Consider the following 13,289-nt stretch of genomic DNA (forward strand, 5'->3'; position numbering starts at 1 on the left):
GTCGATCAGCACACTCAATACCTTCATCGCGCAATCATTCTTCACTCTAAAAGGCATAAACACGTCCATAGCGGCGCCGAACTGCTCGTGATCCAGACCGCGCCCGTGCCGCCTCCCGAGGCGACCCGCTCCATCACACGCAACGCCTTCGTCGTCGTCGCGCTGCTGCGGGCGGTCCAACTGGTCTCGCTCGTCGCCGCGTTGTCGGGTGTCGCGCAGGCCGAGGTAGCGATATAGCCCGTGGCCGCAGAAGGTGCGCTCCGGCGGGGTGCCTCCCGCTTCGACCGCCGCCCCGGCGAGGTCGGCGCGACCACGAACGCCCTTGCGCAGCCCCAGCGAAGCAATTACTTGGCTAGCCACATGTTCGCTGCTACAGTAATTATGTGCCCAGCCACCTAAACGGGTGAGGGGCGAGAGGAGTCGTCATGAAAGCCATCCTGTTCGACCGTTTCGGAGGCACGGAAGTGCTGCACGAGGCGGACATCGAAGTCCCGCAGCCCGGCCCCGGGCAGATCCGCGTCCATGTCAAGGCGGCCGGACTGAACGCGCTGGACGGCAAGATCCGCTCCGGGGCCCTGGAGGCCATGTTCCCCACACCGCTGCCCGCCGTCCCCGGTGGCGAGCTCGCCGGCGTGGTGGACGCACTGGGTGAGGGCGTGCAGGACGTACAGGTGGGTGACGAGGTACTGGGCTGGTCGGACACCGGCTCGTACGCCCAGTACGCGCTGGCCACCACTGTGGCTCCCAAGCCCGCCGGCCTCGACTGGCAGCACGCGGCCGCCCTGCCCGTGGCGGGCGAGACCGCCGAGCGGGTCCTGGACCTGCTGGGCGTCACCGCAGGGGAGACCCTACTGATGCACGGCGCGGCCGGAGCGGTCGGCACCCTGGCGGTCCAGCTCGCCACGGCCCGCGGAGCGCGTGTCATCGGCACCGCCGGCCCCGCCAACCAGGACTACCTCACCTCGCTCGGCGCCACCGCGACCCTTTACGGCGAGGGCCTGGTCGAGCGGGTCCGGGCGCTCGCCCCCGACGGTGTGGACGCGGTGTTCGACCTGGCCGGGAAGGGAGCCCTGGAGGACTCCATCACCCTGCGCGGCGGCACCGAGCGCATCGTCACCATCGCCGACTTCCGCGCGCAGCAGCTCGGCATCACCTTCGCCAGCGGTGGCGGGGAACGCTCGGCCGCCCGCCTGGCCGCCCTGGCCCAGGACGCCGCGACCGGCAAGGTCGTCACCACCGTCACCGTCTACCCGCTCGCCCAGGCCGCCACGGCCCAGCAGGTCAGCGACGCCGGGCATGTCCGGGGCAAGCTCGTCCTCACCCTCGACTGATCACGCCCACCTTTCCCCCTGTTTCGATCATCACCTCTTCATCACCGCACCTAAGGACCCTTCATGCTGAACGCCCTGTGGACACCGACCACCGTCGGTGACATCTCCCTGCCGCACCGCCTGGTCATGGCCCCGATGACCCGTGACCGCTCCACGCCTGAAGGCGTTCCGACCGAGCTGAACGCCGAGTACTACGCCCAGCGGGCCTCGCACGCGCTCATCATCACCGAGGGAACCCAGCCCAACGCCGACGGCCAGGGCTACCTCCTCACCCCCGGCATCCACAATGACGATCAGATCGCCGGGTGGCGCAAGGTCACCGACGCCGTGCACGCGGCGGACGGCCGTATCGTCATCCAGCTGATGCACACCGGACGTATCGCCCACCCCGACAACACACCCCACGGGCGCCGGCCGGTCGCTCCGTCGGCGATCCAGCCGCAGGGCGTGATGTTCACGGCCTCCGGGCCACAGGAGATGCCGACACCCCGCGCCCTGTCGACGCAGGAGGTCGCGGCGACCGTCGAGGACTTCCGCCGCGCCGCTGCGGCCGCCGTCGCGGCAGGCGCCGACGGCGTGGAGATCCACGGCGCCAACGGCTACCTGGTGCACCAGTTCCTGTCCGACAACACAAACCAGCGAACCGACAGCTACGGCGGGTCCGTCGAGAACCGCATTCGCTTCGCCGTCGAGGTGGCAGCGGCCGTGGCCGACGAGATCGGCGCCGACCGCACCGGCCTGCGCATCTCCCCCGGCAACCCCTACAACGACATCGCCGAGTCCGACACCGCCGAGCTGTATCCGGCGCTCCTGCGCGCCCTCAACCCGCTCGGTCTGGCCTACCTCCACGTGCTGCACGCGGGCGACGAGGAGCTGCTGGGCACCCTGCGCGCGCTGTGGCCGACCACGCTGATCCTCAACCGAGGCGGCACCGACCTGCCCACCCGCGCCAAGGACATCGACAACGGCACGGCCGACCTCGTCTCCGTCGGCGCCCTCGCGCTCGCCAACCCGGACCTGGTCGAGCGGCTACGCTCTGACGCGCCGCTGAACACCCCCGACCCGGCGACCTTCTACGGCGGCGGAGTGGCCGGCTACACCGACTACCCCACCCACACCGTCTGAGGAAACCGAACCATGCCCGACCTCACCCCCTACACCCCCACTACAGCCGGCGAGGGGCCGATGAGCTACGCGATCTTCCAGCTCGCCCGCGCTCACCGCGCCCGCGCCGCCGCCATGCTCCGCGAGATGGACCTGCATCCCGGACAGGAGCTGTTGCTCATGCACCTCCTGGACCGGGACGGCCAGACCCAGTCCGAGCTGCTCGAAAGCGTCGGCCTGGACCACTCCACCGTCTCCAAGTCCCTGCGCCGCATGCAGGACGCCGGCCTGCTCGTCCGCGAGCCGGCCGCACACGACCGGCGCGTCATGGTCGTCCACCTCACCGACAAGGCCCGTGCCATGCGCGAGCCCCTGGCAGCCATGTGGCGGGCCCTGGAGGAGACCTCCGCGCGGAACCTGTCGGCGCAGCAGGCCGAGTCCTTCATCCGTATCGCCTACGCCATCACAGACGCGATCAACAGCCGTGACGTCGCAGCGGGAGAGTCCGGGTAACTCCCTTGGCCTGCACCTCGGTTCGGGCCCGGAGAGCGCATCGCTTACGGCGCTTCCGCGAAGGCGACCGTGCCGAGCCGCACTCGGCCCATGAAGGCCCGTGCTTTTCGGAGCCAGGCTCCCCGGCCGGCGGAAGAAGCCCGGCGAGCCGAACCGGTGGATCCCGTCGTGGTGGCCCGGGCCCAGAAAGCGGTGACCGAGAGGTCTCCGACGTCGGCAACACGGCTCCCCCACCTGCGGCGTGCCCGCGTGTTCGACGAAGGCGGACGCGGGCTGCTGCTCGTCGCCCGGCTCACCCAGGGTTGGGGAGCACGCCAGACCACCACCGGCAAGACGACCGGGCCACCGAGGGTGGATCGGCAGACAGAACCCAGAACCCACGGCGATATCCGATCGGCGGACAACTCACTTGCTCAGTGCGGCAACCCTTTTTCGCTCGGCTACCACTGAAGGCGTATTCAGTTTCCTTTCCCCGAACTCCGGTTCGAGCGGAATAGAATAAAGCGGTGTAAAACGGATGACCGAACGTCAGTCGCCAGCCGCTGCGGTAAAAGAGTCATGACCAAGGAGATCTGCCGCATGAGTGACATAAGTGAAAAAGACCTGCCTCAGCAGGTTAACGCCCAGGCCGGGCGTTCCCGTGGCCGGCACCGCCGGAGGTGGACCGCTACCGGCCTGCTGATCGGCGTACCCGCCGTTCTGGGGCCTTTTCTTCTGTTCGCGCAGCAGAATTCCGAAGCGGCGACCATTGACTCCGCCACCTTTTATCACCTGACATCCGTGCACAGCGGCAAGGTGCTGGACGTGAACGGGGCCTCCACGGCGGACGGCACGCCGACCCCGACCCCGACCGCCGACGTCGACCCGGCACAACAAGTGCTCGCCACGATGAACCAGGCCCGGAAGGCGGCCGGCCTGCCGGACTACACCATCAGCGACGGGTTGAACCGCAGCGCCGCAGCGCACACCACCGTGATGGCCGGTGGCTGCGGGCTGTCCCACCAATGCCCGGGCGAAGCCGCGTTGGGGGCCCGGGAGACCGCTGCGGGCGTCAAGTGGACCGCGGCGGGCGAGAACATCGGCGAGTCCGAGGGCGTCGGCACCGACTCCGCGGCCATCGCCGGGGCGGCCGTGGACCTCACCCAGCAGATGCTCGCCGAGCAGCCACCGAACGACGGCCACCGGCGCAACATCCTCAGCTCCTCGTTCTCCCACGTCGGCATCTCGGTGTACCGGGACACGAACGGCACCGTCTGGATGACGCAGGACTTCTCCAACTAGTCCGGAACCCGGTTCTGGAAGACGCCGTAGAACCGTCCGGCCGCGCGGAATCCTCACACCTCGGCGGGTCGGACCGTCTCCGTCACCTGGCCGGTGGGCGTCGTACATCCCGTCCACCGGAAGGGCGACCCGCCCGTCTTCGGCCGCGGGCGCCGTTGTCGCGATGCGAGCGACCGCGAAGGCGTGATGCCCAAGGCGTGACCCTGCGGTGCAGCTGTGGAACGGGGCGAGGATGTCACCTCACCGCCGACCGCGAGTGTCGGCCGTGGGCCAGCCCACGGCCGGCCCGCCGCCCCTACGTGCCCTCGCCTCCCGCAACGACTGAGCAACGGCTTCTGCCCATTGCCGCCGACCCATTGCCCCCGCCGACCAGAACGGTGTCGCTCACGGCCCGCACCGTCCGGTACGGCCCCGAGCAAGGAGTCGAGCACCGCGAAACAGCCACAGTTCCAGGTCAGTTGTTGCCCGCATCCGGCTCCGGCGCCGCGTCAGCGACTGGACCCGTGCGGAGCATGGCCCGGTAGAGGGCGTCATGCTCGGGTGAGGCGGGCAGGGGGCCGCGGGCGGGGGCCTCGAAGGACTGGACGAACAGGGCGACGACGCGGCGCCAGGCGTCGGGGGCGGCGTCGCCGGTGGCGCTGACGACACCGGCGTTGGCCATGTGCAGCAGCACCAGGTCCGAGGAGTCGAAGTCCTCGCGCAGTCGGCCCGTCGCCTTGGCCCGGCCGATGAGTTCCACCATGCCCTCGTATGCCTCGTCGCGGCGCCGCTCCAGCGCCTTGGCGGTCGGGAAGGTCGTGATGAGGACGTCGGCGAAGCCGCTGTCGGCGGCCTGCATCGCGCAGGCGGTCTCGATGTAGTGCACGAACCCGTTCCAGGGGTCGGGGTCCTCCACTGCGACGGCGACGGCATCGGCGTAGGCGTCCATGCGGTCGATGAAGACGGCGTCGACCAACTCCTCCTTCGTGGGGAAGCGGCGGAACATGGTGGCGATCCCCACCCCCGCCTCACGGGCCACGGAGGCCATCGAGGCACCCAGACCGTCACGTGCGAACACCTTGCGCGCGGCGACTGTGATCCGCTCCCGGTTGCGCTCGGCATCGCTGCGCAGAGGCTGGGCGGCAGGGCCGTCGGGGTGCTGGGCGGCAGGGGTCATACCGGGAGTCTAGCAATCGGAACGCTCTATCCATTTTCGGTGGTACGGTGGCAACGGTGAAACGGAGCGGCCTATCCGGATCTTGATATGGATAGGTCTATCCGGATGACTTTCTTCCTTCGATCAGCTTGTGGAAAGGATCGCTGTGACCAGCATCGCCATCATCGGAGCCGGCCCCCAGATGGGCCTGGCCATCGCCCGCACCTTCGGCGCCCAGGGCTTCGACGTCGCCCTGATCTCCCGTAACCGCGAGAAGCTCGACGGCCTTGTCGGCAAGCTCGCCGGCGACGGCATCACCGCCGCAGCGTTCCCCGCGGACGTGCTCGACCGCGACGCGCTCACCCAGGCGCTCAAGGACGCCTCCGCGCGGTTCGGCGGGATCGACGTCCTGGAGTACTCCCCGGTGGGGTCGTTCGGTGTCATAAAGCTGACCGCTCCGGCCGAGACCGAGCCGTCTCATGTGGAGTTCGAGATGAACTTCCAGCTCTACGGAGCCATCACCGCCACCCAGGCGGTACTGCCGGCGATGCGGGAGACCGGCGCGGGCACCCTGCTCTACACCACCGGCGCCGGCTCGATCTGGCCCGACCCGCGGGTCGCCAACGTCAACGCCGCCGCCGCGGCGCTGCGCAACTGGGCGATGAACCTGCACAAGGAGCTGGAGGGCACCGGCATCCAGGCCGCCCACGTCGGCATCGACTCGTCGATCGGCGTCTCCGTCATCCCCGGGGTCGAGGCGGCCAAGCCGGAGCAGATCGCTCCCCTCTACTGGGACCTGCACACCTCCAAGCGCGACGAGGCCGAGCTCGTCTTCCGCCTCGACGCCGAGGGCTTCCCCCGCGCCTGACAGCGCGCCGGCTCTGCCGGCCCGGCGCCTCGTCGAACCCCGATCGCGTCGCGGCGCCCCAGCGCCGCGACGCGAGTCTGTACCCGGCTCCACGAGGGAAGGCCCCTACCACCAAGCGTCGGCCGCCCATCGCGGCCAGGGCAAGACAGCCGGGCAGGATGCATTCGCCGTCGCCGACCAGGCCCGCATGCGCCAAGACCTCGGTCACCTGCGGCCCGGCGATGAGACGGTCGCCGACCTGCGCACCCTGACCGCCCACCGCCTCGACCTGGTCAACGACCGGACCCGTCAGACCACTCAGTTCCGTTGACACCCGCAGACCGGCCGGCCGGCGCCGCGAGGCCTCAGGTGCTCGGCCAGGTGCTGAGTGCATGGTCGGCGACGCGGTGCATGTCTTCTCGGCCGGCACCGCCGGCGGCCTGCACGGCGAGGCCCTGCCCGACGGCGTTCACATAGCGGGCGAGGGTTTCCGGGGCGGCGGTGAGTGGCAGGTCGCCCTCGGCCTGGGCTTGCTCGAACCGTTTCCGCAGGGCGGCCACTCCGGCCTCCCGGCGTTCGGCCAGATCGCGGCGGACCGGTTCGCTCTCCGGGCCGGCGGCCAGCGCGGACTGCACCAGCAGGCAGCCGCGCGGGCAGCCGGGCGCGGTGTGGGCGTCCACGGCTCCGTGCAGCATCGCCTCGGCCACCTGCCGGGCGGTGGGCAGCTCAAGAGCCGGACCCACGAAGGCTCCCGGTCCCTGCACATAGCGGTCGACGGCCTTGCGGAACAGCTCCTCCTTGTTGCCGAAGGCCGCGTAGATGCTGCGCCGGTTGATCCCCATGGCCTCGGTCAGCGTGGCGAGCGAGGCACCCTCGTAGCCCTCGGCCCAGAACACCCGCATCGCCACCTCCAGCGCCTCGTCGGTGTCGAACGAGCGGGGCCGTCCCGTGCTGGGCATCCAAGCCTCCTTGAGAAGAGTTCGCCGCCACGGAAGGAATCCCGTGGTTGCCCAGGTTAGTGTCATCGTGCATATAGTAACCGAGCGGTTCGGTTCGTAAGTGAAGTACTGAAGACATCGGAGACCCCCTATGAGCCCCCAGCCCGCCCCAGGCACCACGCGGTCCGGCGTACGGCCCCTCGACGGCAAGACCGCCCTGGTCACCGGCGGGTCCCGGGGCATCGGTGCCGCGATCGTGCGCCGTCTGACTGCCAACGGCGCCCAGGTCGCCTTCACCTACGCCAGCGCCAAGGACCAGGCCGACGCCGTGGCCGAGGCGACCGGCGCCCTCGCCATTCAGTCGGACAACGCGGACCACGAAGCCGTCCGGGCCGCGGTCAGCCGCACCACCAAGCATTTCGGCGGGCTGGACATCCTCGTCAACAACGCCGGCATCTCCCATGCCGCGCCGATCGAGGACTTCCCGCTGGAGGAGTTCGACCGGCTGATCGCGGTCAACGTCCGGGGTGTGTTCAGTGCGGTGCAGGCCGCCACTCCCCACCTCGGCCAGGGCGGTCGCATCATCACCATCGGCAGCGTCATCGTCGACCGCGTCCCCTTCCCCGGCGCAACCGTCTACGCGCTGACCAAGGCCGCTGTCGCCGGTCTCACACGGGGACTGGCCCGCGAACTCGGTCCGCGCGGCATCACCGTCAACAACGTGCAACCCGGCCCCACCACCACGGACATGACCCCTGCCTCCGGCCCGTACGCGGAATCCCTGAAGCAGCTCATGCCGCTCGACCACTTCGCCGAGCCCGCCGACATCGCCGGCGCCGTCGCCTATCTCGCCGGTCCCGAGGCCCACTTCATCACCGGCACCAACTGGAACGTCGACGGCGGCATCGCTGTCTGACCGCCCACCCGGGTGACCGCAAGCACGCACGGTCCACCGGCCTCCAGCCGCGACGCCGTACACGACAACACCCCCTGTCACAAAGGACGTACCACCTCCATGAACGCCTTCACCACAGCCTCCACGACCGCCCTATCCGTCGGGTCAGAGGAGCCTCTCAGTCCCGGCTACGACGCGGCGACCAAGGACGACGCCGAGTTCAACAGGCTCTTCCGGCACGGCTTCACCACCATCGACGACCTGCAGATGCACTACGTCATCGGCGGCGACGGCCCGCAGGTCATGGTGCTGCTGCACGGCTGGCCGCAGAGCTGGTACGAGTACCGCCAGATCATGCCCTCACTGCTGCCCGGCCGCACCGTCATCGCCATCGACCTGCCGGGCATGGGCGACTCGACCGGAAACCCGCCCTCCATGACCAAGTCGGTCCTGGCCACCTACGTCCACAAGCTGCTCAACCACCTCGGCCACCACGAGAACGTACAGGTCGTCGCCCACGACTTCGGCGTCAGCGTCGCCTACCCGCTGGCCGCCCAGTACCGCGAGCAGATAGCAGGCCTGTTCCTCATGGACTACGGCCTGACCGGCAAGAACCTGAAGTTCGCCGCCATCGAGTCGATGTTCTGGCACTTCTCCTTCAACAAGCAGGGTCCGCTCGCGGAGGAGCTGGTCACCGGGCGGGTGGAGACCTTCCTCACCCACTTCTTCCAGGGGATGAGGACCGCCGGCGAGAACATCTCCGACGACGAACTGGCCGAGTTCGTCCGGCTGTACTCCCGCCCCCAGGTCCTGCACGCCGGCTTCGAGCTCTACCGGACCGAGATCCAGGACGAGGCCGACAACACCACATTCCAGGAGACCCCGCTGACCATCCCGGTCCGCATGATCACCCAGGCCGGCCTCGCCGACATGGTCCTGGCGCCCCTCCAGGACGCCGCACCCCACGCCACCGCCGCCGACGTCCCCGGCGCCGGACACTTCCTCCTCCACGAAGCACCCGACCGCGTCCTGGCCGAGATCAACGCCTTCTACCCCGCCCCCACCGCCTGACCAACTGCGAAACCCGACACACCGAGGTGAGAGGAAAACCCCCGATGAACAGCCGACCCACTTCCGCCCGCGATGTTCCGACACGCCTGTTCGCCGCCTTCGACGCGGGCGACATCGACGCGCTGGACACTCTGGTCTCTCCCGACGTCATCGACCACAACCTGCCCCCGGGGGCTCAGTCGCCGATCGAGGGGATGAAGGGGATGGTCGCTGCCATGCGCGACGGCTTCACCGACCCTCACCACGAGATCGTCTACCAGGCCGAGACCGACGACGGCTGGGTCGTCTCCCAGTGGGTGATCACAGCGACCCACACCGGCCCCTGGTTCGGACTGCCCGCGACCGGCCGTGACGTGACCTGCTCCGGCATCGATCTCGCGCGGGTGGTCGACGGCCGGATCGTCGAGATCCGGCACGTCGAGGAACTGCTGCAGCTCCAGATGCAGATGCAGCTCACCGACTGAGGCAGGAGCAAAAACGCATCAGCGCGGTGCGAGCCGACCGGACAGGGACCCCCGGCGAAGAGTGGAAGTTGGTCGCCGCACAGACCCTTCGCCGGGGGTCGGCCCGTGGACCGCCGAGGGCCATGTGCTCAGGGAGGGTCTGCCAGTTCGAAGCGCCGGCTACCGCAGACTTCCTGTGCGGCCTCGGTCGGCTCACCGGGTGGGCGGCTTCGAAAAGCCGGCCGCTGACGTCCCCGCACAGCCGTTTCCTGTCCGGGCAGTTTCGCTCCCGCCCTGCGAACCAGACGTACGCGCGCAGCTGCGCCGCTCCGTGTACGCCTGCTTCACCGAGGTACCGCGAGGCGGTGCCGGCCGGACCGGTTGCCCGCCTTGTCACCGCCGACCACAAGCACGGCCCGACGGTCTCAGCCCTTGACTGCGGAGCTGGCGACCCCTTGGACGAACCAGCGTTGGAAGAACGCGAAGACGATCAGGACGGGCAGCACCAGAAGGACGCCGAAGGCGAGGATCTGGCCCCAGTCCGGGGGCTGTTGCCCCTGGAAGACACTCATCTCCAGAGGAAGGGGGCGGACCGAGGGATCGGAGACCATGAGGACCGGCCACAGGAACGAACCCCACTGGGTGAGGAAGACCAGGATCGCGACGGAGGCGAAGACCGGTTTGCTCATCGGGACGATGATCGCGAAGAAGGTGCGCCACGGGCCCGCGCCGTCCAGCCTGGCGGCCTCCTCGATGCTCGGCGGGATCGAGCGGAAGAACGTGTGGAACTGGTAGATCGAGAAGGCGTTGGCGACGAACGGAACCGCCTGGATGTAGATCGTGTTGCGCTGCTCGTTGAACATGTAGAACAGGGGCACCGCGACCGACTCGAACGGAACCAGCATCAGCAGCAGCACGAGTGTGAAGACCGCTTCCCTGCCCCGCCACTTCAGCCGTGACATTCCGTACGCGGCCATCGAGTTGACGAACAGGCCACCGGTCACCACCACGAACGCGACGAGCAGCGAGATGCCCATGAAGCGCCAGAAGTAGCCGGTGCTGTCGGAGTTCAGGGCGTCGAGGACGTGCGTGTAGTTGTCGAAGGACAGGTGAGTGGGGAGGAAGCCGCTCAGGCCGTTCAGCACTTCGTCGGAGGGCTTGAGACTGCCGAGGAGCAGATACAGGACCGGTAGGACGAAGACGAAGGCGAGCACGCTGAGGACGGTGTAGTCGCCGATGCGGCGCAGGCGCGGCCGACGGTGTGGCGCGCGGGTCGTGGTCGTGGCCATGGTGGGGTCAGTCCTCGTTGTCGGGCCGGACGACGCGGCGCTGGATGAGGGTCAGTGCGACGACGATCAGGAAGAAGACGACGGTGATCGCGGATGCCTGACCGATGTTGTTCTGGTCGAAGGCAGTGGTGACGGCCTGGTACATGACCGTGCGGGTGGCGTCCTCGTCGAGTCCACCGCCGTGGATGAGGACGTAGACCTGGTCGAAGACCCGGAAGGACAGCACCGAGGTGAGCGTGGCGACGAAGACGAGCGTGCCGCGGATGCCGGGCAGCGTGACGTGCCGGAACTGCTGCCAGGGCGTGGCGCGGTCGAGTTCGGCGGCCTCGTAGAGTTCGCCGGGGATCTGCTGGAGGCCGGCCAGCAGGATGACCATCTGGAAGCCGACGCCCTGCCACACCGAGAGCACGATCACCGAGGCCATGGCGGTGGCGGAGTCGCCGAGCCAGTCGAAGGCACCCCAGTTGCCGAAACTCACCGCGTGCAACGCCGAGTTGAGCAGGCCCTGGTCGCTGCGGGCGAGGATGAGCCGCCAGATCACGGCGACCAGGGTCATGGGGAAGACGACCGGCATGAAGAACAGGGACCGGAACAGTCCGATGGCCTTGAGTTTGCGGTTGAGCAGGATCGCCAGGGCGAGCGCGAGGCCCGTCTGGAGGGGTACGACGATCACGGCGAACGTCAGGTTGTTGAGCAGCGCCCGCAGGAACGGGCCCGACAGGTCCGGGTCGGTGAACAGCCGCCGGTACTGTTCCAGGCCGAAGAACGAGGGGGCGAGGGGCGAGCCGAGGCGCACGTTGTAGAAGGAGAGGACGACGGCGTAGCCGAACGGGATCCCGACGAAGGCGACGAGTCCGGCGACGGCGGGGGCGGACATCAGCAGTCCGTGCAACCAGTCGCGGTTCCTGGGCCTGTTCCGAGGCCCGGAACGTGTCGGTCGGGCGGTTTTCACGGCGGTCATGGGCGGGCTCTGCTCCCGGTCGGAGGCCGCGGCGGGCGCGGGGTCCACTGGTTCCACTGTCGTCATGGGTGGGTCCTGTTCCCGGCGCGGCGGGCAGCGTCTGCGCGTGCCCGCCGCGGCCGACACGGTCCTACGGGATCTTGTATCCGGCGTTGTCGGAGAAGTCCTGGTCGATGGCGCGGGCGGCCTTCTCCAGGGCGCTCTTCGGGTCGGCGCCGCCGTAGATCGAGTTCAGGGCGTCGCTGAACTTGGCGGTGACCGTGGGGTATCCGGCGGTGACCGGGCGGGTGACGGCGAAGCAGGACTTGGTGATGTCGCTGTCACCGCAGGGCTTGGCGAGCTGGTCGGCGAAGAGCTGGAGCGGACCGCCCTGCTTGTAGAGGGGACTGGCGGCGAGCGCCGTCTTCGTCGCGGGCGGGGCACCGTTGGCCGTCGTCATGGCGGTGACGTTGGCGTCGTTCATGAGGTAGTCGAGGAAGGCGCCGGCCGCCTTGGCGTTCTTGGTGTTGGCGCCGATGCCCCAGGCCCACGATCCCTGGCCCGTCTTGGGGCCGTTGCCGAAGTCGGGCAGGGGAAGGGCGACGAGGTCGCTGCCGAGTGCCTTGCTGTAGGCGGGGTACATCCAGTGGCCGACCCAGCTCAGCGCGACGCGGCTCTTCGCGAAGGCGTTGCCGTCCGTGTTGGGGTCGGTGTAGGTCTTCCAGGACTGGAAGGTCTTCATCGCGGAGACCACTGCCGGGGTGTCGAGCGCGCCCTCGGCCTTGCCGTCCTTGAGCAGGGAGCCGCCGGCGGACCAGACGATCGGGGCGAAGCCGTAGGTGCCCCACTCGTTGGACAGGCCGTTGTTCTCCTGCAGGTCGAGGGGCTTGCCGTCGGAGTCCTTGGCCTTGAGGGCCTTGAGCGCGGCGGTGAACTGAGCCGCGGTCCAGTCGTCGGAGAGGCCGGTCGGGTATTTCACCCCGGCCGCGTCGAGGAGCTTCTTGTTGCCGTAGACGCCGAGCCCCGAGTCGTACATGCCCAGGCCGTAGTGCTTGCCGTCGATCTCGCCCTGCGCCTTGCTCGCGTCGGTGGCGTTGGCCAGGGTCTTGGCGGCGACGTAGGTGTCGATCGGGGAGAGCTTCTTGTTGTAGACGAAGTTCGCCATGGTCGGTCCGTCGAACTCCATGACGTCCGGCAGTTGGGAGGCGTCGGTGGCGGTGACGGTCTTGGTGTAGTCGTTGCCGGGGATCAGCTTCAGCTCGACCTTGATCCTGCCCTGTGAGGAGTTGAAGGACTTCACCGCGTTCTGCAGGGCGGTGTCCTCGCTCTTCTGACCCTGGTGGGCCCAGACACTGATCGTGCCCTTGCCGCTGCCCGCGTCGGCGGATGTGCCACCACTGCCGCCGCCACAGGCGGCCAGGGCGGCGAGGGGCAGGACGAGAGCGACGCCCGTACAGGCCGTGCGGAGATGCCTTCTGCTGGTCGAGCTCATGGTTGTGCCT

Annotated in this window: 15 protein-coding genes and 2 pseudogenes; 12 read left to right on the forward strand and 5 right to left on the reverse strand. The window is 68.8% G+C overall.

Translation table 11 applies throughout. From position 1 onward, the window contains the following. Positions 1-87: 87 nt before the first annotated feature. The 7 genes and pseudogenes from OHT57_RS06910 (at position 88) to OHT57_RS06940 (ending at position 4,229) form a co-directional block, all read left to right on the forward strand. Positions 88-237: a hypothetical protein gene (locus tag OHT57_RS06910; protein WP_328745154.1), complete on the forward strand. Its 150-nt coding sequence runs from the start codon at positions 88-90 to the stop codon at positions 235-237. A 188-nt stretch (positions 238-425) separates the two neighbouring features. After that, positions 426-1,331, forward strand: a complete 906-nt coding sequence (locus tag OHT57_RS06915; protein ID WP_328745155.1) for an NADP-dependent oxidoreductase — start codon at positions 426-428, stop codon at positions 1,329-1,331. 63 nt (positions 1,332-1,394) lie between these two features. After that, entirely contained in the window at positions 1,395-2,456 is a 1,062-nt protein-coding gene (locus OHT57_RS06920) for an alkene reductase (protein WP_328745156.1), read from the forward strand. 12 nt (positions 2,457-2,468) lie between these two features. Continuing rightward, complete coding sequence (locus tag OHT57_RS06925; protein WP_328745157.1) at positions 2,469-2,948, forward strand: MarR family winged helix-turn-helix transcriptional regulator; 480 nt, start codon at positions 2,469-2,471, stop codon at positions 2,946-2,948. A 200-nt stretch (positions 2,949-3,148) separates the two neighbouring features. Continuing rightward, positions 3,149-3,398: pseudogene (locus tag OHT57_RS06930) on the forward strand (hypothetical protein); the annotation flags it as partial. A 129-nt stretch (positions 3,399-3,527) separates the two neighbouring features. Continuing rightward, positions 3,528-3,782: pseudogene (locus OHT57_RS06935) on the forward strand (hypothetical protein); the annotation flags it as partial. Positions 3,783-3,836: 54 nt separating this feature from the next. Further along, a complete protein-coding gene (locus OHT57_RS06940) occupies positions 3,837-4,229 on the forward strand; it encodes a CAP domain-containing protein (RefSeq protein ID WP_328753135.1) in 393 nt (130 codons plus the stop codon). A 454-nt stretch (positions 4,230-4,683) separates the two neighbouring features. On the opposite strand, the gene OHT57_RS06945 is transcribed toward OHT57_RS06940, so the two are convergent. Next, the gene (locus OHT57_RS06945) at positions 4,684-5,385 is read right to left on the reverse strand and encodes a TetR/AcrR family transcriptional regulator (RefSeq protein ID WP_328745158.1); all 702 of its coding nucleotides are present in this window, start codon (positions 5,383-5,385) and stop codon (positions 4,684-4,686) included. A 145-nt stretch (positions 5,386-5,530) separates the two neighbouring features. Between OHT57_RS06945 and OHT57_RS06950 the strand changes: the two genes are divergently transcribed. Next, positions 5,531-6,232 (forward strand): SDR family NAD(P)-dependent oxidoreductase, encoded by a 702-nt coding sequence (locus OHT57_RS06950; RefSeq protein ID WP_328745159.1) that lies wholly within the window; start codon positions 5,531-5,533, stop codon positions 6,230-6,232. A gap of 13 nt (positions 6,233-6,245) precedes the next feature. Beyond that, positions 6,246-6,542: an IS110 family transposase gene (locus tag OHT57_RS06955; protein WP_443053600.1), complete on the forward strand. Its 297-nt coding sequence runs from the start codon at positions 6,246-6,248 to the stop codon at positions 6,540-6,542. 34 nt (positions 6,543-6,576) lie between these two features. On the opposite strand, the gene OHT57_RS06960 is transcribed toward OHT57_RS06955, so the two are convergent. Beyond that, complete coding sequence (locus OHT57_RS06960; protein ID WP_328745160.1) at positions 6,577-7,170, reverse strand: TetR/AcrR family transcriptional regulator; 594 nt, start codon at positions 7,168-7,170, stop codon at positions 6,577-6,579. 130 nt (positions 7,171-7,300) lie between these two features. Here OHT57_RS06960 and OHT57_RS06965 point away from each other — a divergent pair, with 130 nt between their 5' ends. From OHT57_RS06965 to OHT57_RS06975, 3 genes are all read left to right on the forward strand, one after another. Next, complete coding sequence (locus OHT57_RS06965; protein WP_328745161.1) at positions 7,301-8,065, forward strand: 3-oxoacyl-ACP reductase family protein; 765 nt, start codon at positions 7,301-7,303, stop codon at positions 8,063-8,065. A gap of 99 nt (positions 8,066-8,164) precedes the next feature. Beyond that, positions 8,165-9,115 carry an alpha/beta fold hydrolase gene (locus OHT57_RS06970; RefSeq protein WP_328745162.1) on the forward strand — a complete coding sequence of 317 codons (951 nt, stop codon included), beginning with the start codon at positions 8,165-8,167 and terminating at the stop codon, positions 9,113-9,115. 44 nt (positions 9,116-9,159) lie between these two features. Continuing rightward, the gene (locus OHT57_RS06975; protein ID WP_328745163.1) at positions 9,160-9,579 is read left to right on the forward strand and encodes an ester cyclase; all 420 of its coding nucleotides are present in this window, start codon (positions 9,160-9,162) and stop codon (positions 9,577-9,579) included. A 404-nt stretch (positions 9,580-9,983) separates the two neighbouring features. Here the strand turns inward: OHT57_RS06975 and OHT57_RS06980 are convergent, their stop codons facing one another. From OHT57_RS06980 to OHT57_RS06990, 3 genes are all read right to left on the reverse strand, one after another. After that, positions 9,984-10,847, reverse strand: a complete 864-nt coding sequence (locus OHT57_RS06980; protein ID WP_328745164.1) for a carbohydrate ABC transporter permease — start codon at positions 10,845-10,847, stop codon at positions 9,984-9,986. A 7-nt stretch (positions 10,848-10,854) separates the two neighbouring features. Further along, the gene (locus tag OHT57_RS06985; protein ID WP_443053428.1) at positions 10,855-11,874 is read right to left on the reverse strand and encodes a carbohydrate ABC transporter permease; all 1,020 of its coding nucleotides are present in this window, start codon (positions 11,872-11,874) and stop codon (positions 10,855-10,857) included. 64 nt (positions 11,875-11,938) lie between these two features. Next, positions 11,939-13,279, reverse strand: a complete 1,341-nt coding sequence (locus OHT57_RS06990; RefSeq protein ID WP_328745166.1) for an ABC transporter substrate-binding protein — start codon at positions 13,277-13,279, stop codon at positions 11,939-11,941. Between the last annotated feature and the right edge of the window lie 10 nt (positions 13,280-13,289).

Origin of the sequence: Streptomyces sp. NBC_00285 (genome assembly GCF_036174265.1) — a bacterium.
Taxonomy (GTDB): domain Bacteria; phylum Actinomycetota; class Actinomycetes; order Streptomycetales; family Streptomycetaceae; genus Streptomyces.

What these genes read in the sequence shown, in the direction of transcription:
- OHT57_RS06960 (WP_328745160.1), bottom strand. Translation starts at nt 7,170, where the DNA reads ATGCCCAGCACGGGACGGCCCCGCTCGTTCGACACCGACGAGGCGCTG.
- OHT57_RS06970 (WP_328745162.1), top strand. Translation starts at nt 8,165, where the DNA reads ATGAACGCCTTCACCACAGCCTCCACGACCGCCCTATCCGTCGGGTCA.
- OHT57_RS06990 (WP_328745166.1), bottom strand. Translation starts at nt 13,279, where the DNA reads ATGAGCTCGACCAGCAGAAGGCATCTCCGCACGGCCTGTACGGGCGTC.
- OHT57_RS06920 (WP_328745156.1), top strand. Translation starts at nt 1,395, where the DNA reads ATGCTGAACGCCCTGTGGACACCGACCACCGTCGGTGACATCTCCCTG.
- OHT57_RS06915 (WP_328745155.1), top strand. Translation starts at nt 426, where the DNA reads ATGAAAGCCATCCTGTTCGACCGTTTCGGAGGCACGGAAGTGCTGCAC.
- OHT57_RS06965 (WP_328745161.1), top strand. Translation starts at nt 7,301, where the DNA reads ATGAGCCCCCAGCCCGCCCCAGGCACCACGCGGTCCGGCGTACGGCCC.
- OHT57_RS06945 (WP_328745158.1), bottom strand. Translation starts at nt 5,385, where the DNA reads ATGACCCCTGCCGCCCAGCACCCCGACGGCCCTGCCGCCCAGCCTCTG.
- OHT57_RS06975 (WP_328745163.1), top strand. Translation starts at nt 9,160, where the DNA reads ATGAACAGCCGACCCACTTCCGCCCGCGATGTTCCGACACGCCTGTTC.
- OHT57_RS06980 (WP_328745164.1), bottom strand. Translation starts at nt 10,847, where the DNA reads ATGGCCACGACCACGACCCGCGCGCCACACCGTCGGCCGCGCCTGCGC.
- OHT57_RS06940 (WP_328753135.1), top strand. Translation starts at nt 3,837, where the DNA reads ATGAACCAGGCCCGGAAGGCGGCCGGCCTGCCGGACTACACCATCAGC.
- OHT57_RS06925 (WP_328745157.1), top strand. Translation starts at nt 2,469, where the DNA reads ATGCCCGACCTCACCCCCTACACCCCCACTACAGCCGGCGAGGGGCCG.
- OHT57_RS06985 (WP_443053428.1), bottom strand. Translation starts at nt 11,874, where the DNA reads ATGACGACAGTGGAACCAGTGGACCCCGCGCCCGCCGCGGCCTCCGAC.